At 73.4% G+C, this 19,086-nt stretch carries 21 protein-coding genes; 16 read left to right on the plus strand and 5 right to left on the minus strand.

The features are described from left to right. Nucleotides 1–101 precede the first annotated feature (101 nt). The 5 genes from ACIRST_RS13870 to ACIRST_RS13890 all read left to right on the plus strand — a co-directional run bounded on the left by ACIRST_RS13870 (nt 102) and on the right by ACIRST_RS13890 (nt 5,558). Nucleotides 102–1,130, plus strand: coding sequence for an aspartate-semialdehyde dehydrogenase (locus ACIRST_RS13870; protein ID WP_350522472.1), 1,029 nt, complete (start codon nt 102–104; stop codon nt 1,128–1,130). Nucleotides 1,131–1,434: 304 nt separating this feature from the next. Beyond that, nucleotides 1,435–2,775, plus strand: a complete 1,341-nt coding sequence (locus ACIRST_RS13875; RefSeq protein ID WP_350522471.1) for an NYN domain-containing protein — start codon at nt 1,435–1,437, stop codon at nt 2,773–2,775. A gap of 159 nt (nt 2,776–2,934) precedes the next feature. Further along, nucleotides 2,935–3,933 (plus strand): ABC transporter ATP-binding protein, encoded by a 999-nt coding sequence (locus ACIRST_RS13880; protein WP_396547570.1) that lies wholly within the window; start codon nt 2,935–2,937, stop codon nt 3,931–3,933. Next, nucleotides 3,930–4,739, plus strand: coding sequence for an ABC transporter permease (locus tag ACIRST_RS13885; protein ID WP_396547568.1), 810 nt, complete (start codon nt 3,930–3,932; stop codon nt 4,737–4,739). The genes ACIRST_RS13880 and ACIRST_RS13885 overlap by 4 nt, the downstream gene beginning before the upstream one ends. A 54-nt stretch (nt 4,740–4,793) precedes the next feature. After that, entirely contained in the window at nt 4,794–5,558 is a 765-nt protein-coding gene (locus ACIRST_RS13890; RefSeq protein WP_350522469.1) for a hypothetical protein, read from the plus strand. A gap of 116 nt (nt 5,559–5,674) precedes the next feature. Here the strand turns inward: ACIRST_RS13890 and ybaK are convergent, their stop codons facing one another. The 3 genes from ybaK to ACIRST_RS13905 form a co-directional block, all read right to left on the minus strand. Next, nucleotides 5,675–6,169, minus strand: coding sequence for a Cys-tRNA(Pro) deacylase (ybaK, locus tag ACIRST_RS13895; protein ID WP_350522468.1), 495 nt, complete (start codon nt 6,167–6,169; stop codon nt 5,675–5,677). Between the two features lie 22 nt (nt 6,170–6,191). After that, on the minus strand, nt 6,192–6,920 hold the full coding sequence (locus ACIRST_RS13900) for an LON peptidase substrate-binding domain-containing protein (RefSeq protein ID WP_350522467.1): 729 nt from the start codon (nt 6,918–6,920) through the stop codon (nt 6,192–6,194). A 128-nt stretch (nt 6,921–7,048) separates the two neighbouring features. Beyond that, a complete protein-coding gene (locus ACIRST_RS13905) occupies nt 7,049–8,629 on the minus strand; it encodes an oxidoreductase (protein ID WP_402802429.1) in 1,581 nt (526 codons plus the stop codon). Nucleotides 8,630–8,719: 90 nt separating this feature from the next. Here ACIRST_RS13905 and hisD point away from each other — a divergent pair, with 90 nt between their 5' ends. From hisD to hisF, 8 genes are read left to right on the plus strand one after another with little or no spacing between them, the layout of a single operon-like run. Next, entirely contained in the window at nt 8,720–10,027 is a 1,308-nt protein-coding gene (hisD, locus tag ACIRST_RS13910) for a histidinol dehydrogenase (protein ID WP_350522465.1), read from the plus strand. Further along, a complete protein-coding gene (locus ACIRST_RS13915) occupies nt 10,024–11,124 on the plus strand; it encodes a histidinol-phosphate transaminase (RefSeq protein ID WP_402802430.1) in 1,101 nt (366 codons plus the stop codon). The genes hisD and ACIRST_RS13915 overlap by 4 nt, the downstream gene beginning before the upstream one ends. A gap of 6 nt (nt 11,125–11,130) precedes the next feature. Beyond that, a complete protein-coding gene (gene hisB / locus ACIRST_RS13920) occupies nt 11,131–11,724 on the plus strand; it encodes an imidazoleglycerol-phosphate dehydratase HisB (protein ID WP_218198172.1) in 594 nt (197 codons plus the stop codon). Then, entirely contained in the window at nt 11,721–11,873 is a 153-nt protein-coding gene (locus tag ACIRST_RS13925; protein WP_350522463.1) for a hypothetical protein, read from the plus strand. Before hisB ends, ACIRST_RS13925 begins: the two co-directional genes overlap by 4 nt. A gap of 31 nt (nt 11,874–11,904) precedes the next feature. After that, entirely contained in the window at nt 11,905–12,540 is a 636-nt protein-coding gene (hisH, locus tag ACIRST_RS13930) for an imidazole glycerol phosphate synthase subunit HisH (RefSeq protein WP_402802431.1), read from the plus strand. A 20-nt stretch (nt 12,541–12,560) separates the two neighbouring features. Then, nucleotides 12,561–13,286, plus strand: coding sequence for a bifunctional 1-(5-phosphoribosyl)-5-((5-phosphoribosylamino)methylideneamino)imidazole-4-carboxamide isomerase/phosphoribosylanthranilate isomerase PriA (gene priA, locus ACIRST_RS13935; protein ID WP_350522461.1), 726 nt, complete (start codon nt 12,561–12,563; stop codon nt 13,284–13,286). Then, nucleotides 13,283–13,714 carry a RidA family protein gene (locus tag ACIRST_RS13940; protein ID WP_350522460.1) on the plus strand — a complete coding sequence of 144 codons (432 nt, stop codon included), beginning with the start codon at nt 13,283–13,285 and terminating at the stop codon, nt 13,712–13,714. The genes priA and ACIRST_RS13940 overlap by 4 nt, the downstream gene beginning before the upstream one ends. Further along, nucleotides 13,711–14,481: an imidazole glycerol phosphate synthase subunit HisF gene (hisF, locus tag ACIRST_RS13945; RefSeq protein WP_350522459.1), complete on the plus strand. Its 771-nt coding sequence runs from the start codon at nt 13,711–13,713 to the stop codon at nt 14,479–14,481. The genes ACIRST_RS13940 and hisF overlap by 4 nt, the downstream gene beginning before the upstream one ends. Before the next feature lie 55 nt (nt 14,482–14,536). Here hisF and ACIRST_RS13950 read toward each other — a convergent pair whose 3' ends face one another. Next, nucleotides 14,537–15,316, minus strand: coding sequence for a VOC family protein (locus ACIRST_RS13950; RefSeq protein ID WP_350522458.1), 780 nt, complete (start codon nt 15,314–15,316; stop codon nt 14,537–14,539). Nucleotides 15,317–15,538: 222 nt separating this feature from the next. After that, a complete protein-coding gene (locus ACIRST_RS13955) occupies nt 15,539–16,525 on the minus strand; it encodes a LuxR C-terminal-related transcriptional regulator (RefSeq protein ID WP_350522457.1) in 987 nt (328 codons plus the stop codon). Nucleotides 16,526–16,876: 351 nt separating this feature from the next. On the opposite strand from ACIRST_RS13955, the gene ACIRST_RS13960 reads away from it, so the two are divergent. The 3 genes from ACIRST_RS13960 to ACIRST_RS13970 all read left to right on the plus strand — a co-directional run bounded on the left by ACIRST_RS13960 (nt 16,877) and on the right by ACIRST_RS13970 (nt 18,925). Beyond that, nucleotides 16,877–17,104, plus strand: coding sequence for a hypothetical protein (locus ACIRST_RS13960; RefSeq protein WP_350522456.1), 228 nt, complete (start codon nt 16,877–16,879; stop codon nt 17,102–17,104). A gap of 37 nt (nt 17,105–17,141) precedes the next feature. Then, a complete protein-coding gene (locus ACIRST_RS13965; protein ID WP_350522455.1) occupies nt 17,142–17,417 on the plus strand; it encodes a hypothetical protein in 276 nt (91 codons plus the stop codon). 104 nt (nt 17,418–17,521) lie between these two features. Then, nucleotides 17,522–18,925 (plus strand): VCBS repeat-containing protein, encoded by a 1,404-nt coding sequence (locus ACIRST_RS13970; RefSeq protein WP_350522454.1) that lies wholly within the window; start codon nt 17,522–17,524, stop codon nt 18,923–18,925. Nucleotides 18,926–19,086 lie beyond the last annotated feature (161 nt).

Here is a 19,086-nt window from a genome sequence, read left to right on the forward strand (position 1 = left end):
CCCCTCTCAAGCAGTGAAACGGCAGGTCGCCCCGCCCGCGGGACAAGGCATGATGGGCAGAGTGCGGCTGTGAACAGCACCATTCAGAGGAGTAGTCGGAAATGAAGATCGGCATTGTCGGTGCCACCGGCCAGGTCGGCAGCGTGGTCCGCGAGATCCTGGCGGACCGTGACTTCCCGGTGGAGCAGCTGCGGCTGTTCGCCTCGGCCCGCTCGGCCGGGCGCACCCTGCCCTGGCAGGGCACCGAGGTCACCGTCGAGGACGCGACCACGGCCGACTACACGGGCCTCGACATCGTGATCTTCTCCGCCGGCGGCGCCACCTCCAAGGCCCTCGCCCCCAAGGTCGCCGCGGCCGGTGCCGTCGTCATCGACAACTCCTCCGCCTGGCGCCGCGACCCCGAGGTCCCGCTGGTGGTCTCCGAGGTCAACCCCGAGGCCGTCGCGGACCGCCCCAAGGGCATCATCGCCAACCCGAACTGCACCACCATGGCCGCCATGCCCGTGCTGCGCCCGCTGCACGAGGAGGCCGGCCTGGCCGCGCTGGTCGTCTCCACCTACCAGGCCGTCTCCGGCAGCGGCGTCGCCGGTGTCGCCGAGCTGCAGGGCCAGGCCTCCAAGGTCATCGACGGCGCCGCCGGGCTCGCCCACGACGGCGACGCGGTCGAGTTCCCCGAGCCCAAGGTCTACCAGCGCCCGATCGCCTTCAACGTGGTGCCGCTGGCCGGCTCCATCGTCGAGGACGGCTCCAACGAGACCGACGAGGAGCAGAAGCTCCGCCACGAGAGCCGCAAGATCCTCGGCATCCCGGAACTGAAGGTCGCCGGCACCTGCGTGCGCGTCCCGGTGTTCTCCGGCCACTCGCTGCAGATCAACGCCCGCTTCGAGCGCCCGATCAGCCCCGAGCGCGCCGTCGAGCTGCTCACCGGCGCCCCCGGCGTCGAGCTGTCCGACATCCCCACCCCGCTGCAGGCCGCGGGCAAGGACCCGAGCTACGTCGGGCGCATCCGGGTCGACGAGACCGTGGACAACGGCCTGTCGCTGTTCGTCTCGAACGACAACCTGCGCAAGGGCGCCGCGCTCAACGCCGTCCAGCTGGCCGAGCTGGTCGCCGCCGAGCTCAAGGCCTGAAACCCCGGAACTCGGAGCCCGGGGACGGACCCCGGGCCCGAGGGCCGGTGCACCGCCGCGTGACCCCGGGCGGGCTCCGTCGTTGAACGGGGCCCGCCTTCGCGTTCTTTGCGCGCCGTTGGGGCGGCTGTTGCGGTACCGGGACATCCGGCAAGGTTCGGCGGGCGAACCCCGGGTAAAAGGTGACCCAACGATCGGGCGACGACGGGGGCCCCTCACCTCGGCACGCCCGTACGGAGGGCGGACCGCCCACCCCGAACGACCCACCCGACTGACTCCGAGGGCGAGCGGAAAGAGGTGCGCGATGGACCGCTGTGTCGTCCTGGTGGACGCCGGATACCTGCTGGGCGCCGCCGCCAGCCTGCTCGCGGGGGATCCGTCGCGGTCCAAGGTCACGGTGAACCACACGGCCCTCATCACCGCGCTACGCGAACGCGCCGAGGCCGAGACCGGGCTGCCGCTGCTGCGCATCTACTGGTTCGACGCCGCACCCGACCGGCGTCCGATGCCCGAGCACCGCCGGCTGCGCGTGCTGCCCCGGGTCACCGTACGGCTCGGTGCGCTCACCCGGGCGGAGGGGCGGTGGGTGCAGAAGGGCGTGGACGCCGCGATGCACGCCGAGCTCTCCGAACTCGCCCGCAACCGGGCCTGCGCCGACGTCGTACTGATCACCGGCGACGGTGACCTGCTGCCCGGCATGATGACCGCCAAGGAGCACGGCGTCGCCGTCCACCTCTGGGCACTGCAGGCCGCCGACGGTGACTTCAACCAGTCCGAGGACCTGGTCGGCGAGGCGGACGAGCGGCGGGTGCTGGACCGGGAGTGGATCGAGGGCTCGTTCTCGCTGCGGGACAACTCCAACCTCTTCCCGGCACCCGGGGCGCGGCAGGAGATCGCCAAGATCCTCGCCGCCCCGCCGGCGGCCCCGGCCGCGCTGCCCGGCGTGGCTCCGGCGGTCCGCCCGGCGGCGGTGGCGGCGGCGACCGCCCCGGCCGGCGACGAGCGGCCGCAGTCGGCGGCCGCGCTCAAGGTCGTCCCGACCCCGAAGGACCTCGCCGGGCGGGCCCCGTCCGTCACACCGATCACCCCGGCGGCGAACGGGCACGGGGCGGTCGGCCACGCGGTCAACGGGCACGGCGGCCACGCTACGAACGGGCACGGCACCAACGGCCACGGCGCGAACGGGCACGGCACGAACGGGCACGGCGCCGTCGCGCAGGCCGGGCCGGTGCTGCGGTGGTCCTCCGACCGCGGCTGGGTCGACCGGCCCGCCCCGGAGCCCGCCGTCACCGCCGGCGACAACCTGCCCACGCTCGCCCAGCTCACCACCGCCGAACAGCGCTGGGCCGACCGCGAGGAGGACATCACCTCCATCGGCGGGGACGCCCACGAGGTCGGGCAGGTCTTCGCCCGCCGCTGGAGCGACCGGATCGGCGACTTCGAACGGCTCACCGTGCTGTGGCCCGACTACCCGCGCATCCCGCACCGCGTCGACGGCGAGCTGCTCCGCTACGCCGCCCGCTTCGGACTGCTCGCGCACAAGGACGACCAGATCGACGAGCACGACCGCTACGCCATCCGGGCGGGGTTCTGGAAGGAGATGGCCGCGAGGGTGCCCGGCGGATCGATGGTCGTCGACGACTGAGGCGGCGACCGGGGGGCCGAGGGCGGCGACCGGAGTGCCCGGGGCGGCGACCGGGACGGTGACGGACGGGCACCCGACCGGCGGCCGGGCGTGACCGAGGCCTCCGGCGACCGGGCCCCGTGTCCGGTTCGCCCGTATGAGCGCGTAGAGTCTCCGGTCGTGAGTGAGACGGCCGGGCGAGCACCCGAGGAAACCCCGCCGTGCGTCGTCGTGCGCGACCTGGTCAGGACCTACCGCAGCGGGCGCGGCGCGGCCGCCACCGAGATCCGGGCCAACGACGGGATCAGCCTCACCGTCCGGCAGGGTGAGATCTTCGGGCTGCTCGGACCCAACGGCGCCGGCAAGTCCACGCTGGTCCGCCAGATCACCGGTCTGCTGCGCCCCGACTCCGGAACGGTCGAACTCCTCGGCCACGACGTCGTGCGGCACCCCGAGCGGGCCGCCCGGCTGCTCGGCTACCTCGGGCAGGAATCCACCGCGCTGGACGAGCTGACGGTCGCGCTCGCCGCCGAGACGACCGGACGGCTGCGCGGGCTCGACCGGGCCCGGGCCCGGACCGAGGCCGGGAACGTCCTGGACGAGCTCGGGCTGACCGCCATCGCCGCCCGGCCGCTCGCCAAGCTGTCCGGCGGGCAGCGGCGGCTCGCCTGCTTCGCGGCCACCCTGGTCGGGGACCGGCCGCTGCTCGTCCTCGACGAGCCGACCACCGGCATGGACCCCGTCGCCCGGCGGGCCGTGTGGAGCGCCGTCGACCGGCGCCGCGCCGAGCACGGGACGACCGTGCTGCTGGTCACCCACAACGTGATCGAGGCGGAGACGGTGCTCGACCGGGTCGCCGTGGTGGACGACGGCCGGGTCATCGCCTGCGACACGCCCGGCGGACTCAAGGCGCTCGTGGACGGCGACGTCCGGCTCGACCTGGTCTGGCGCGACGAGGCGCCGGTCGGCGTGCCCGCCGTCGCCGCGCTGCGCGAGCGGGCCGAGTGCACCGGCCGCCGCTGGACCGTCCGCACCACCCCCGAGCAGGCCCGCGAACTGGTCGCCGCCGTCACCACCGGCCCGGCCTTCGCCGCGCTCGACGACTTCACCCTCGCCACCCCGAGCCTTGAGGACGCCTACCTCAAGCTGGGCGGCCGCCACGGAGGACTGGCCAAGTGACCCTGCTCTCGGCGCCGCCGCGGACCGGCCGGACCTCGGCCGGGCCCGCCCCGCTCGCCCCCGCGGCCCGGCTGCTGCCGGCCCTCGCCGCCGTGTACCGGGCGCAGCTCGCCCGGGCGCGGGTCGCGCGGATCCCGCTGCTGTTTGTCGCCACCTTCCAGTCCCTCGGCATCCTGGTGATGATGCGGGGCGTCGTGGAGGCCGGGCAGTCCTCGGCGGCGCGGTCGGTGGTCGCCGGGTCGAGCGTGCTGGTGGTGGCGTTCGTCGCGCTGAACCTGCTCGCCCAGTACTTCGGGAAGCTGCGGGCCACCGGCGGCCTGGACCACTACGCGACGCTGCCGGTGCCGGCGGCGTCGGTGGTGCTCGGGGCGGCCGCCGCGTACGCCTCGTTCACGCTGCCGGGGACGGTGGTCACGGCGGCCGTCGGGGCCGTCATGTTCGGGCTGCCGCTCGGGCAGCTGTGGGTGCTGCTGGCGGTCGTGCCGCTCGCCGGGGCCGCGCTGTCCGGGCTGGGGGCCGCCTGCGGGCTGCTGGCGCCCCGGCAGGAGCTCGCGACCATGCTCGGGCAGCTCGGGATGTCCGCCGCGCTGCTGCTCGGCGTGCTGCCGGTCGACCACCTGCCGCAGCCGGTGCTGTGGCTGCGGGACCTGCTGCCTTCCACGTACGGGGTGGAGGCCTTCGCGCGGACCTTCACGCCGGACCCGGACTGGGCGATGGTGCTCGCAGACCTGGGCGTGTGCGCCGGGGTGGGCGTGGTGTCGCTGGCCGTGGCCACCTGGGCGTACCGGCGGGCCGTCTCCCGGTAAGGGCCGAACGGGTGGTTGGGCCCTTCCGGGGGCTGTCGTGAAACGATGGGGCCTGTGACCGTACCGAACACACCTCCGGATCCCGCCCACACCGATGTGCAGGCGGCGCCGGAAGACGCCGTGCCCGTCGCCGCGCCCGGCACCGCGCCCGACCCGTACGCGCCTCCGCAGGGGGTCGCGTCCGACGCGTCCGGCGCCCAGGGGACCTCGCTGGTGCAGCGGCTGCTGCCGGAGGTGCGGATCGGGGCCGGGATCGTCGTCGCCTGCCTGGTGGCCGGGCTGGTGATGGCCGCGCTGTGGGTGTGGCTGGCGCCGAAGGTGCCGCTGGTCGTGGACGGCGACCGGATCCTCTACGCGGACCCCGAGGGCGAGCAGCGGGCCGGGGCCGACGCGGTGTTCGCGATCATCGGCCTGGGCGCCGGGATCCTGACCGCGCTCGGCGCGTTCCTGGTCACCCGGCGGCGCGGGGGCGGCATCGCGGTCGCGCTCGGGCTGGTCGTCGGCGGACTGCTCGGGTCGGTGGGGGCCTGGCGGATCGGGCGGTGGCTCGGGCCGAGCAAGGACCTGATCGCGGAGGCCCGGCGGGTCGGCAACGGCGGACACTTCGACGCGAACATCGACCTCGGGGCGCTGGGAGCGCTGCTGGTGTGGCCGATGGCGGCGATGGTGCTGCTGCTCGCGCTCTCGGCGGCGGTCGGGAAGCGGGAGGAGGACCCGCCGCCGTACTGGGCGCCCACGGCGCAGGCTCCGATGGGGCCGCAGGGTCCGGCGGGGCCGCAGAGCCCGCAGAGCCCGCAGGGGCCGCAGGACCGGGTCTGAGGCTCGGCGCAGGGCGGAGGGTCGGTGGTCCGGTACGGGCCCCGGGCTTCCGCCCTGTGGCGTTTCCGGGGGCGCGGGCTCCCGGTTCGTCCAGTGCCCTCTCGGGGAGTGGGCTGTCAGCGGGCGATGGGGGCGGTCCGGGCCCCGGTGAGGGCGATGAGGTCGGTGGGGGCGAGCTCCACCTCCAGGCCCCGGCGGCCCGCCGAGACGTAGACGGTCGCGTGGGCGAGGGCGCTGGCGTCGATGACGGTGCGCAGCGGGCGGCGCTGGCCCAGGGGGGAGATGCCGCCGCGGACGTAGCCGCTGCTGCGTTCGGCGGCGGCGGGGTCGGCCATCGCGGCGCGTTTGCCGCCGACCGCCGAGGCCAGCGCCTTGAGGTCGAGCTGCCCGGCGACGGGGACCACGCCGACGGTGAGGGTGCCGTCCACGTCGGCCACCAGGGTCTTGAAGACGCGCTCGGCGGCCACGCCGAGGACCTCGGCCGCCTCGCCGCCGTAGGACGCGGCGGCCGGGTCGTGGTCGTAGGCGTGCACGGTGAACGGGACGGCGGCGGCTTCCAGGGCGACGGTGGCGGGCGTGCCCTGGCCGCCCTTCTTGGTCTTCTTGGCCATGCGGGGTCCGGGGGCTCCTGGGTCAGTTGGGGCTGAAGGACTGGCGGGTGAGGTCGACGGCGGGCAGCGAGGGCAGCCAGGTGAGGACGGCGGTCTCGCGGCGCAGCAGGTCGAGTTCGGTGCGCAGGCGCTGGGCGGTGTCCGGGCAGGCGAGCAGCTGCTGCTTGACCGGGGTCTCGAACACCGAGGCGGCGGCGACCAGGTAGGAGAGCACCTGCGGGTCGTCGGGGAGGTCCTGACGGCCGACGGTGCTGGCCTCGCGGGCGCCGGCGAGGCGCTTCTGGTACACCCGGAACGCCCGCTCGACCTCGGCGGCCAGGGCGCCGGAGCCCTCGCCGGGGTGCTCCTCGATCGGCTCGATCTCGCCGGTCAGGTACGGACCGGAGGCGTCCACCGAGTGGAGCCGGAACCGGGTGGTGCCGGTGACCAGGAGCTCGTAGCGGCCGTCCGGCTGGTGCTGGGCGGAGGCGACGTCGGCGACGCAGCCGACCGGGAAGATCGCCTCCAGCGGGTCCCCGGTGACGGTGCCGAGGCCGTCGAGCGGTCCGGCCGGGCCCTCCTCGGCCCGGACCGGGGCGACCTCGCGGCCGTCCTTGATCGCGAGGATGCCGAAGCGCCGCGGCGTGTCCTCGGGCTGTTCGAGCAGGTCGGCGACGAGACGGCGGTAGCGCTCCTCGAAGACGTTCAGGGGCAGCACCAGGCCCGGGTAGAGCACGGTGTTCAGCGGGAAGAGCGGAAGCCGTTCTGTCACGGCGGACAGCGTAGTTCCCCCGACCCGCCGTTCGTCGCTCGCCCGCGACGATCGGTGCCATCGGCGCCGTCGGCGCCGCCCGAACCGCCCGGGGCGCCGAGCCGTCCGGGCTGCCCGGGCCGTCCGGGCTACCCGCGCTGCAGCATCCGGGTGGCGCCCGCGACGACGGTGGAGGCGAGCAGCCAGCCGATGATCACCAGCGCGGCGGAGATCCACTGGGACAGGCCGCCCGGGTTCCAGCCGCCCTGGTTGAGGTCCACGATCGGCAGCAGCTGGTTGAGGGTGTAGAGCACCGGGCTCCAGTGCGGGCGCTCGTCGGCCTTGAGCGGGTCCAGCGGATGGGTGGAGAACCAGAGGCTGCCGACGATCCAGGCCAGCAGCAGCCACAGGCCCGCCCGTCCCGGGCGGTAGCCGTAGCCGACGGTGAGGTCCTGGACGGCGCCCCAGGTCCGGGCGGGCAGCGGCAGGGTCCGGCGGCGGCGGCGCTGCTTGGCGTACAGCACCTCGCGGGCGTCGTCGTCGGCGCCGTCGCGGCGCAGTGCGGCGGCCAGCTGCTCGTAGGACTCCGGCTGGAACTCGACGGAGGAGCCCTCCAGCCACGCGATCCGCTCGTGGACCGGGAAGGCCGTGCTCGGGCGCAGGTTCTCGTAGACGAAGCCGGTGAGGCCCAGGTGCTTGCCGAGCGGCCAGGCCTGCGGGGTGTCGACCAGGTTGCCGACCCGGGCGCGGGAGAGCGAGACGGTGCCGGTCGGGCGGAACCTGCAGGTGAAGCGCAGCTCGGGGGTGTGGATGCGGCGCAGCGAGAGCTCGTCGTCATCCTCCAGGTGGAACTCGCCGGAGATCAGGCAGGCGCCATCGAAGCGGCTGTCGGAGAGCCGGACCCGCCCGAAGGCGCGGAAGGGGGTGACGGGGCCGTCGGGCGGAGGGGTCTCGCCGTAGCCGGAGCCGTAGTAGCCGCGGGAGCCGACCCAGCCGAGGTCCGCCGAGCCGGTCAGGTAGAGGGTGTGGCCGACGGTGACCCGGACGGCGTTGAGACAGGTGTGGTTGAGCCGCCGGTCGGCGCGCAGCTGGGCGCCGCGGAGCGAGAGCCGGCCGCCTATGCGGGCCGTGCGGATGCTCAACTCGCCCGTGGTCTCCATCCGTTCGGCCTCGAAGTCCTGGTTGACGGTGATCCCGTCGGCGGAGACGGCGCGGCCGTAGCGGTCGCCGCCGATGACGGCCTGGTTGAGCAGCAGGTCGGTGCCGATCCGGGCGTCGGTGAGCCGGATGCCGTCGGGGAAGCGGCAGCGGGCGAGGTGGAGGTCGCCGGTGGTGGAGAGCCGGGAGGCCTCCAGGCGGGGGACCAGGCAGTTCACGAAGCGCAGCGTGGAGGTCGCCGCCTCGGAGATGAGGATCTTGTGCTCGAAGCGGCAGTTGTGGAGCTCGACGTAGGCGCCGATGGCGGCGCCGGCCAGGTTGAGCGCGCCGGTGACCAGGACGCCGCTGAGGCGCAGCGAGGCGACGTGCCCGGGGGCGGGCTCCGGGCCGGCCAGCAGCAGGTGGGCGAGCACCTCGGCGCGGACGGTGCGCCGGGCGCCCCAGACGGCGTCGCCGAAGGGGTCGTCGGTGTCGGCTTCGCCACTGCGGAGGTCCAGGATCTCGCCCTGGTGGTAGGCCTCCCACACCTCGCGTTCGGTGTCGGTCCAGCCCTCTGGAGCGCGATCCGCCATGGTTTCCCCCGTCCCCCGGTCGTCTCGCCTTTCGTATCACGGACTGAAATGAGGGACCAGCGATTCCGGTCACTCCTTACACTGGGTGGCGTGATCTCTCGAATCGACCTCCGCGGCTCGCTCGACGACCCGCGTGACCTGCTGCCCCGTGCCGAGTTCGACGTGGCGGCCGCACTGGAGAAGGTGCGGCCGATCGCCGAGGACGTACGCCATCGCGGGGTCGCGGCGCTGATCGAGATCACCGAGCGCTTCGACGGCGTGCGGCTGGAGTCGACCCGTGTCCCGGCCGAGCAGCTGACCGAGGCCCTGGAGACGCTGGACCCGAAGGTGCGCGCCGCGCTGGAGGAGTCCATCCGCCGGGCCCGCGCCGTGCACGCGGACCAGCGCCGCACCGGGCACACCACCCGGGTGGTGCCGGGCGGCACGGTCACCCAGCGCTGGGTGCCGGTCGAGCGGGTCGGTCTGTACGTGCCGGGCGGTCTGGCGGTCTACCCGTCCTCCGTGGTGATGAACGTGGTGCCGGCCCAGGAGGCGGGCGTCCGCGGCATCGCGGTCACCTCCCCGCCGCAGAAGGAGTTCGGCGGGCAGGTCCACCCGACCATCCTGGCGGCCTGCGCGCTGCTCGGCGTCGACGAGGTCTACTCCGTCGGCGGCGCCCAGGCGGTCGCGATGTTCGCGCTGGGCACCGAGGAGTGCGCCCCCGTGAACATGGTCACCGGCCCGGGCAACATCTACGTGGCCGCCGCCAAGCGCTACTTCGCCGGCCGGATCGGCATCGACTCCGAGGCCGGTCCGACCGAGATCGCCGTCCTCGCCGACGACAGCGCGCTGCCGTCCGACGTCGCCGCCGACCTCATCAGCCAGGCCGAGCACGGTCCGACCTCCGGCTCGGTGCTGGTCACCGACTCCCCGGAGCTGGCCGACGCGGTCGAGGCCGAGCTGGCCGTGCAGGTCGCCAGGACCAAGCACAGCGAGCGGGTCGCCGAGGCGCTCGGCGGCAAGCAGTCCGGCATCATCCTGGTCGACGACCTGACCCAGGGCCTCGCCGTGGTCAACGCGTACGCGGCCGAGCACCTGGAGATCCAGACCCGCGACCCGCACGCGGTGGCCGAGCGCGTCGTCAACGCGGGCGCGATCTTCATCGGCCGCTGGACCCCGGTCTCGCTGGGCGACTACGCGGCCGGCTCCAACCACGTGCTGCCGACCGGCGGCTGCGCCTGCCACTCCTCCGGACTGTCGGTGCAGACCTTCCTGCGCGGCGTCCAGGTCGTCGAGTACGACCGGGACGCGCTGGCGGACGTCGCCGCGCACGTGGTCAACCTGGCCGAGGCGGAGGACCTCCCCGGCCACGGGGACGCCGTCAAGGCCCGCTTCGACTGGACGGTACCCGGCTCGTGACGGACATCGACGACCTCCCCATCCGGGACGAACTGCGCGGCCAGTCCCCGTACGGCGCCCCGCAGTTGGACGTCCCCGTCCAGCTGAACACCAACGAGAACCCGTACCCCCTGCCCGAGGAGCTGGTGGCCCGGATCGCCGAGCGCGTCGCCGACGCCGCCCGCGGGCTGAACCGCTACCCCGACCGGGACGCGGTCGAGCTGCGCGAGGGCCTGGCGGCGTACCTCGGCAGGACCACCGGCTTCGCCGTGACCCGCGAACAGGTGTGGGCCGCCAACGGCTCCAACGAGGTGCTCCAGCAGCTGCTGCAGACCTTCGGCGGCCCCGGGCGCAGCGCGCTCGGCTTCGAGCCCTCGTACTCGATGCACGCGCTGATCTCCCGGGGCACCGGCACCGCCTGGATCTCCGGCCCGCGCAACGACGACTTCACCATCGACGTGGACGCCGCCCTCGCGGCCATCGCCGAGCACCGGCCGAACGTCGTCTTCGTCTGCTCGCCGAACAACCCGACCGGCACCGCCGTCGAGGCCGACACCGTGCTGCGGCTGTACGAGGCCGCCCAGGCCGCCCGGCCCAGCCTGGTCGTCGTCGACGAGGCCTACGTCGAGTTCTCGCACCGGGACTCGCTGCTGCCGCTGATCGAGGGCCGCCCCAACCTGGTGGTCAGCCGCACCATGTCCAAGGCCTTCGGCGCGGCCGGGCTGCGCCTGGGGTACCTGGCCGCCGACCGCGCGGTGGTGGACGCCGTCCAGCTGGTCCGCCTGCCCTACCACCTGTCCGCCGTCACCCAGGCCACCGCGCTGGCCTGCCTGGAGCACACCGACACCCTGCTCGGGTACGTCGGCCGGCTCAAGGAGGAGCGCGACCGGCTGGTCGACGCGCTGCGCGGGATGGGCCTCGACGTGACCGACTCGGACGCCAACTTCGTCCAGTTCGGCCGCTTCGTCGACACCCACGCCGTCTGGCAGGCCATCCTCGACCAGGGCGTCCTGGTCCGCGACAACGGCGTGCCCGGGTGGCTGCGCGTCACCGCCGGCACGCCCGCCGAGAACGACGCCTTCCTGGACGCCGTCCGCACTGTGATCAAGGAGCTGTAACCCCGAATGTCCCGCATCGGACGCGTCGAGCGCACCACCAAGGAGACCTCCGTCCTGGTCGAGATAGACCTGGACGGCACGGGTCGGACCGACATCTCCACGGGCGTCGGCTTCTACGACCACATGCTCGACCAGCTCGGTCGGCACGGTCTGTTCGACCTCACCGTCAAGACCGACGGCGACCTGCACATCGACACCCACCACACCATCGAGGACACCGCCCTCGCGCTCGGCGCCGCCTTCAAGCAGGCGCTCGGCGACAAGGTCGGCATCTACCGCTTCGGCAACTGCACGGTGCCGCTGGACGAGTCGCTCGCCCAGGTCACCGTGGACCTCTCCGGCCGGCCCTACCTGGTGCACACCGAGCCCGAGAACATGGCGCCGATGATCGGCAGCTACGACACCACGATGACCCGGCACATCCTGGAGTCCTTCGTGGCCCAGGCGCAGATCGCGCTGCACGTCCACGTGCCGTACGGGCGCAACGCCCACCACATCGTGGAGTGCCAGTTCAAGGCGCTGGCCCGTGCGCTGCGCTACGCCTCCGAGCGCGACCCGCGCGCGGCCGGCATCCTCCCGTCGACCAAGGGTGCGCTGTGAACAACATCGCGATGATCCTCATCTTCGTCGGCCTCTTCCTGGCCGGCGGGGTGATCTCCTTCTGGAAGCAGAAGCAGTCGAAGAGCGTCATCCTGGTGCTGGCGTTCGGTGCCGTGATGTGCCTGGCCTCCGGCCTCATGCGCCTGTAAGACCCGCCGTAGAGAGACTGGACACCTGAACATGGGCAAGAACGTCGTCGTCCTCGACTACGGCTCCGGCAACCTCCGATCCGCGCAGCGCGCCCTGGAGCGGACCGGGGCGAACGTCACGGTCAGCTCCGACTACGACACCGCGATGGCCGCGGACGGCCTGCTCGTCCCCGGCGTGGGTGCCTTCGAGGCCTGCATGCGCGGGCTGAAGTCGGTCCGCGGGGACTGGATCATCGGCCGCCGCCTGGCCGGCGGCCGCCCGGTCATGGGCATCTGCGTCGGCATGCAGATCCTCTTCGAGAAGGGGGTCGAGCACGGCGTGGAGACGGCCGGCTGCGACGAGTGGCCGGGCACCGTCGAGCCGCTGGAGGCCCCGGTCGTCCCGCACATGGGCTGGAACACCGTGGACGTGCCCGAGGGCAGCCGGATGTTCGCCGGCCTCGACCCGGAGACCCGCTTCTACTTCGTGCACTCCTACGGCGTGCGGCACTGGGACCTGGAGGTCCACAGCGCGCGGATCAACCCGCCGCTGGTCACCTGGGCCACGCACGGGCAGCCGTTCGTCGCGGCCGTCGAGAACGGTCCGCTGTGGGCCACCCAGTTCCACCCCGAGAAGTCCGGCGACGCCGGCGCCGCCCTGCTGACCAACTGGGTCAACACCCTCTGACTGTCTGAGAGTTGCTACTGATGAGCCGCCTCGAACTGCTTCCCGCCGTCGACGTCCGCGACGGCCAGGCCGTCCGTCTGGTCAAGGGCGCCTCCGGAACCGAGACCTCCTTCGGCGAGCCGCTGGCCGCCGCCCTCGCCTGGCAGAACGCCGGCGCCGAGTGGCTGCACCTGGTCGACCTCGACGCCGCGTTCGGCACCGGTTCCAACTACGAGCTGCTGCGCGACGTCACCGGCCGGCTGGACATCAAGGTCGAGCTGTCCGGCGGCATCCGCGACGACGAGTCGCTCGCCCGCGCCCTCGCCACCGGCTGCACCCGGGTCAACCTCGGCACTGCCGCCCTGGAGGCCCCCGAGTGGGTCGCCAAGGCCATCGCCGAGCACGGCGACAAGATCGCCGTCGGCCTGGACGTGGTCGGCACCACCCTGCGCGGCCGCGGCTGGACCCGCGACGGCGGCCAGCTCTTCGACGTGCTGACGCGCCTCGACCAGGAGGGCTGCGCCCGCTACGTCGTCACCGACGTCAACCGCGACGGCACCCTGACCGGCCCCAACCTGCAGCTGCTGCGCGACGTCTGCGCCGCCACCGACCGCCCGGTCGTCGCCTCCGGCGGCGTCTCCTCGCTGGACGACCTGCGCGCCATCGCCACCCTGGTCGGCGAGGGTGTCGAGGGCGCCATCGTGGGCAAGGCACTCTACGAGCAGAAGTTCACCCTCGAAGAGGCCCTGGAGGCGGTTTCAGGATGACGGACGGTCGGATCGTACGCGGGCGGGTCGGCGGGTTCTCTCCCTGGGAGGACGAGTTCGGCTACTCCCGGGCCATCGCCGCGGGCGACCACGTGCACGTGGCCGGCTCCACCGCCTGGGTGGACGGCCGGATCGAGCACGAGGGCGACCCGTACCGGCAGACCCTCGCCGCGTTCGGCGTCGGGCTCAAGGCCCTGGCCGCGTACGGTCTGACCGCGGACGACGTGGTCCGCACCCGGATGTACATCACCCACGTCCGCGACGCCGAGGAAGTGGGCCGGGCCCATCGCGAACTCTTCGACGCCGCACGCCCGGTGGCCACCATGGTGGTGGTCGAGGGACTGATCGACTCCCGGATGATGGTCGAGATCGAGCTCGACGCGTACCGCTCCGGGCTGGCAAAGACCCTGGAAGGCAAACAGCCGTGACCCTCGCCGTACGAGTCATCCCCTGTCTGGACGTGGACGCCGGGCGGGTGGTCAAGGGCGTCAACTTCCAGAACCTGCGCGACGCCGGCGACCCGGTCGAGATGGCCAAGCTCTACGACGCCGAGGGCGCCGACGAACTGACCTTCCTCGACATCACCGCCTCCTCCGGCGACCGCGAGACCACCTACGACGTGGTCCGCCGCACCGCCGAGCAGGTCTTCATCCCGCTCACCGTCGGCGGCGGCATCCGCGCCGTCGAGGACGTGGACAAGCTGCTGCGGGCCGGCGCCGACAAGGTCGGCGTCAACACCGCCGCGATCGAGCGCCCGGAGCTGGTCCGGGAGATCGCCCGGCGGTTCGGCCGGCAGGTGCTGGTGCTCTCGGTCGACGCCCGGCGCTGCCCGCCCGGTACGGAGACCGCGTCGGGCTTCGAGGTGACCACCCACGGCGGGCGCCGGGGCACCGGCCTGGATGCCGTCGAATGGGCGGGCCGCGCGGCCGAGTTGGGCGCCGGGGAGATCCTGCTCAACTCGATGGACGCGGACGGCACCAAGGACGGCTACGACCTGGAGATGATCCGGTCCGTGCGCAAGGCCGTCTCGGTGCCGGTGATCGCCTCCGGCGGCGCCGGCAAGCTCGCCGACTTCGCGCCCGCCGTCGACGCGGGCGCGGACGCGGTGCTGGCCGCCAGCGTCTTCCACTTCGGGGACCTGCGGATCGGCGAGGTCAAGGGCGCGCTGCGGGAGGCCGGACACCCGGTGCGGTGACCCGTGCGCAACCCGGGGCCCGCGGTTCTCGGAACCGCGGGCCCCGCTCGCGTGCTCAGGACTCCTGCGGCTCGCCCTTGATCAGGGCGAACGGGGCGCCGTTCGGGTCCGCCAGCCAGGCCAGCCGGCCGACGTTCTCCACGTCCGAGGCCGGCATCAGCACCGTGCCGCCCGCCGCCGTCACCCTGGCGATCACCGCGTCCACGTCGGCCGCCGCGAAGTACGGCGTCCACGCGGAGGGCTGCTCCGGGGTCATCGTCGGGGCGATGCCGCCGAAGCTGGTGGCCTGCTGGTCGCCCTCGGCGGTCGAGATCACCCGGTAGGTCATCCCCGGCGACGGCTCGAAGTTCTCCACCCGCCACCCGAACAGCCGCTGGTAGAAGCCGAAGGCCCCGTCCTGGTCCGAGGTGTGCAGCTCGGACCAGACCAGGGTGTCGTCCTCGGACACGACGTCCAGCCCCTTGGTGTTCCCCGCCTGCCAGAGCGCGAACTCGGCGCCGTGCGGATCGGTGAGCGCGGCGAACCGGCCCTCCTGCATGACGTCCGTCGGTGGCACCCGGACGGTGGCGCCGGCCTGCTCGGCGGCCTTCACGGTGGCGTCCACGTCCTCGGTGCGGAAGTACGTCGTCCAGGCCGACCGGGCGCCCTCGTCCAGGTTGCCGAGGGCGGCGACGGTCTTGCCGCCCCGCTGGAGGAAACCGTAGCCACCGGTCTCGGGGACCTCGTGGAAGGCCCAGCCGAAGACCGAGCCGTAGAACGAGGCGGTGGCCCGGATGTTCGGGCTGCCCAGGTCGATCCAGCAGGGGGAGCCGGTGGGGAAGTCGGTGGTGAGCATGGAGTGGTGCCCCTTCGACGGAGAGTGACCGGGGCGGTTCCGTCGGGCGCGCACACGCCCCCTCCCCGGCCACCTGCGAGTCTGCACCCGGGCACTGACATCCGCACCCGGGCACGCGCGTTCCCGGGCGGTCGGCGGTCGGCGGTCGGCGGTCGGCGGTCGGCGGTCGGCGGTCGGCCGCCTGCAGCGCGGGTGGCACCGAGCGGCGGGCGGCGGACCCGCCTACAGCCAGCCGCGCTGCGCCGCCTTGAGGCCGGCCTCGAAACGGCTGGCGGCATCGAGCCGCTCCATGAGGGCGGACATCTGGCGGCGCACGGTGCGCACCGAGATGCCGAGCCGCTTGCCGGCGGCCTCGTCGGTCAGGCCCGTCCCGAGCAGCCGGAGCAGGTCGCGTTCGGCCGCGGTGAGGCCGGTGTCGTGGTGGGTGGGCTGGTCGGCGCCGAGCGGTACCGCGGTGGACCAGGCCTGTTCGAACAGGGCGACGAGCGAGGCGACCAGCCCGGGCTCGCTGGTGCAGAGCGCCCCGAGCCTGGTCTGCGTCGGGTCGATCGGGACGACGGCGGTGTGCCGGTCGAAGACCAGCAGCCGGGGCGGCAGCAGGGGCGCCGTCCGCACCTGGCCGCCGAGCCCGGTGAGCCACTGGGCGTACGCGTGGGTGGCCTGGTCGTTGCGGACGCTGTCCTGGTAGAGCGTCCGCATGGCGACGCCGCGCTCCAGCGCGTCCTGGTCGAGCGGACGGGCGGCGTCCATGCTGGCCTGCGACTGCGCGCCGCCCGAGATCGCGGCGAGGAACTCCTCCCGGAGGTCGCGCGCCAGCATTTCGAGCTTGGCCTGGATCGCGTCCATCCCGACCAGGCGCTCGGTGGCGTCCGAGGTGGTGTTGGGCACCAGGTCCGCGTAGGCGGCCACGGCCCGGGCCACGGCGGCCTTGCTGGCGGCCAGCTCCTGCTGGCGGCGGGCGAGGTCGTCCTCCTGGCGGCGGATGACGGCTTCCAGGCCGATCGCCGGGCTGACCGGGCGCAGCGCACCCGAGACCTCCTGGGAGGGGCGCAGCAGCGTCAGGTCCGCGAGTTGGTCGAGGGCCTCTCTGACGGCGGTCTCGGAGAGGCCGAGCCGGCGGCACAGGGCGGTGACCCCACACCCGGGCTCGACCAGCAGGGCCGCGTAGACGGCCTCCGCCGTAGGGTCCAGTCCCAGCACTTCGAGCACGATTCCCCCCGGACTCGGCGATGCGCGCGGCCAGCTCATGTCAAGGCCGTCGGCAAGATTCTCACAGTTCGCAAATGTGTGTGCAAGGAGATCTGACGATGCGTCGGTGATGTGACCGGGGCGACAGGGGCGGTCGGTGCGGCCGGGGTGGCAGGTGCGGCAGGGGCGGTCGGGGTGGCGACATGCTGCCTGGCCTGATGATGCCTCGGGGAAGGCCTTCCGGAGCACCGCCCGGGGCTTGCAGGATGTGAAGCACCGAACGGGGGGCGCCGAGCCCCCGGGCCGGTGGGACGGCGGGAACCAGCCGCCGTCCGACGCACCGACCGACCATCGACCAGGGGGTTGTTCTCCATGCGGATCACCGCTCGCGTTCCCGGTGTCCTCGCGGCTGCGGCTGTGGTGGCCACGCTCGCTCTGCCGACCGCCACCGCCTTCGCCGCCGCCGCACCGGCCACCGTGACGGGCGTGTCCGCGGCGAGCGACCCCGGCAAGGGCGACCCCGGCGACCCCGCCCACAAGGGGGACGGCAAGGGCGGTCTGGGCGACCCGGGCAGCATCAGCTGGGACAACAAGAAGTGACCGCCGCCGTCGGCGCCGGCCGCTCGAACCGAGCCAGATGCACATTGTCCGTCTCACCCTGACGAGCCCCGACCGGCGTCCGCCGACCGCTGCCGACGCCCACGTCCTGAAGGACGTGCTCTGGGCCCACGCCGATCCCTTCGGCGGCCTGGAGCACGTCCAGTCGAGAGCCCGTCAGGACTCCATCGACCTCGTCGTCTTCACCAGCGGCGGGAGTGGCGACAACGCCCCCGCCCATTCGCTGGCCATCTGTTCCGCCGCCATCGCGCGGTCTCCGGCCTTCCAAGCCTGGCACGTCTCCGTCGCCGGCTGACGGCCGTCCGCTTCCTGCCGGGTTTCCTCCGGCTCTCCCCTTTCCGGTGATCCGGGCGCCCTCGCGCCGCGCCGGTCCTTTCGATGCCATTTTCAGGAGTGCGCATGTCCCGCAAGGCCTATCTCCGCACGTCCGCCGCCGCCCTCGGGCTGGCCGGCTCGCTGTCGCTCGGCCTGGTCGTCCAGGGCGGTACGGCGTTCGCCGCCGAACCGGCCCCCGCCGCCACCGCGGTCGCGGGCGGCGAGTACGGTGGCGCCGGCCAGCCGGTCGGGGTCGCCCAGGCGCCCGCCGCTGACGGTTCGTCGGCCGCCGCGTCCGTCCTGGCCCCGACGGTCACCCGCACCGAGGCGGTCCGGCGGGCCAAGACCTGGGTCGGCATCGGCCTCGACTACAGCTGGACCGGCTCGCACAACGGGTACCGCACCGACTGCTCGGGCTACGTCTCGATGGCCTGGAAGCTCGACGACTCGCTGACCACCGACACCTTCGGCCCGCGGGGCGTCACCGAACACATCGCCAAGGGCGACCTCAAGGCCGGCGACGCGCTGCTCAACGACGACAGCGGGGCCCACGGCCACGTGGTGCTGTTCGAGAAGTGGACCGACTCCAGCCACTACATGGGCTACGAGTTCACCGGCAGCGGCGTCCACTACCGCGAGATCCCCTACCCGTACTTCTCCGGCTACGGCACCTTCGTGCCGGTCCGCAACAAGTCCATCCGCGATGACGGCCCGACCGACCCCGGGATGACGAACCTGACGGCGGGTGACTTCAACGGGAACGGCAAGAAGGACCTGGTCGCCGTGGAGGTGTCGACGGGGAAGCTGTGGTCGTACCCGGGGACGGGGACGGGGACGTTGGGGAGCCGGGTGCTGATCGGCAACGGTGGCTGGAACGGGATGAGCAACCTGGCCGTGGGTGATCTGAACCGGGACGGCAAGGACGACATCGTGGCGACGGAGAAGTCGACGGGGAAGTTGTGGCTGTACCCGGGGACGGGCAGCGGTGTGGGGGACCGGGTGGAGATCGGTTCCGGTGGCTGGAACGGCATGAACAACACCGCGGTGGGTGACTTCAACGGTGACGGCAAGGACGATGTCGTGGCGAGTGAGAACTCGACGGGGAAGTTGTGGCTGTACCCGGGGACGGGCAGTGGTCTGGGGAGCCGGGTGGAGATCGGTTCCGGTGGCTGGAACGGGATGAACAAGATCGTCAGCCCGGGTGACATGAACAAGGACGGCAAGGACGACGTCGTCGCGACCGAGGTGTCGACGGGGAAGCTGTGGCTGTACCCGGGCACCGGCCACGGTCTGGGCGACCGGGTCGAGATCGGCACCGGCGGCTGGAACGGCATCTCGGACTACGCGGGTGCGGACTTCACCGGTGACGGCATCGGGGACCTCGCGGCGGTCGACTCGGACCCGGGGCAGACCGGGAAGCTCTACCTCTACAAGGGCACCGGCAGCGGTCTGAGCTCCCGCACCGAGATCGGCTCCGGCGGCTGGTAGACCCCGCATCGGCTCAGCCTGGTGCCCCCGGCTGAGCCCCCCGGCTGAGCCCCCCCGGGCTGACCCCTGGGCCGGCCGTTGAAACCGGGGGCGGGGGCCCCCCCCCCCCCCGCGGCCCGCCCCCCCCCCCCCCCCCCCCCCCCCCCCCCACCCCCCCCCCC

The organism is Kitasatospora sp. NPDC101447 (genome assembly GCF_044767225.1).
Taxonomy (GTDB): domain Bacteria; phylum Actinomycetota; class Actinomycetes; order Streptomycetales; family Streptomycetaceae; genus Kitasatospora.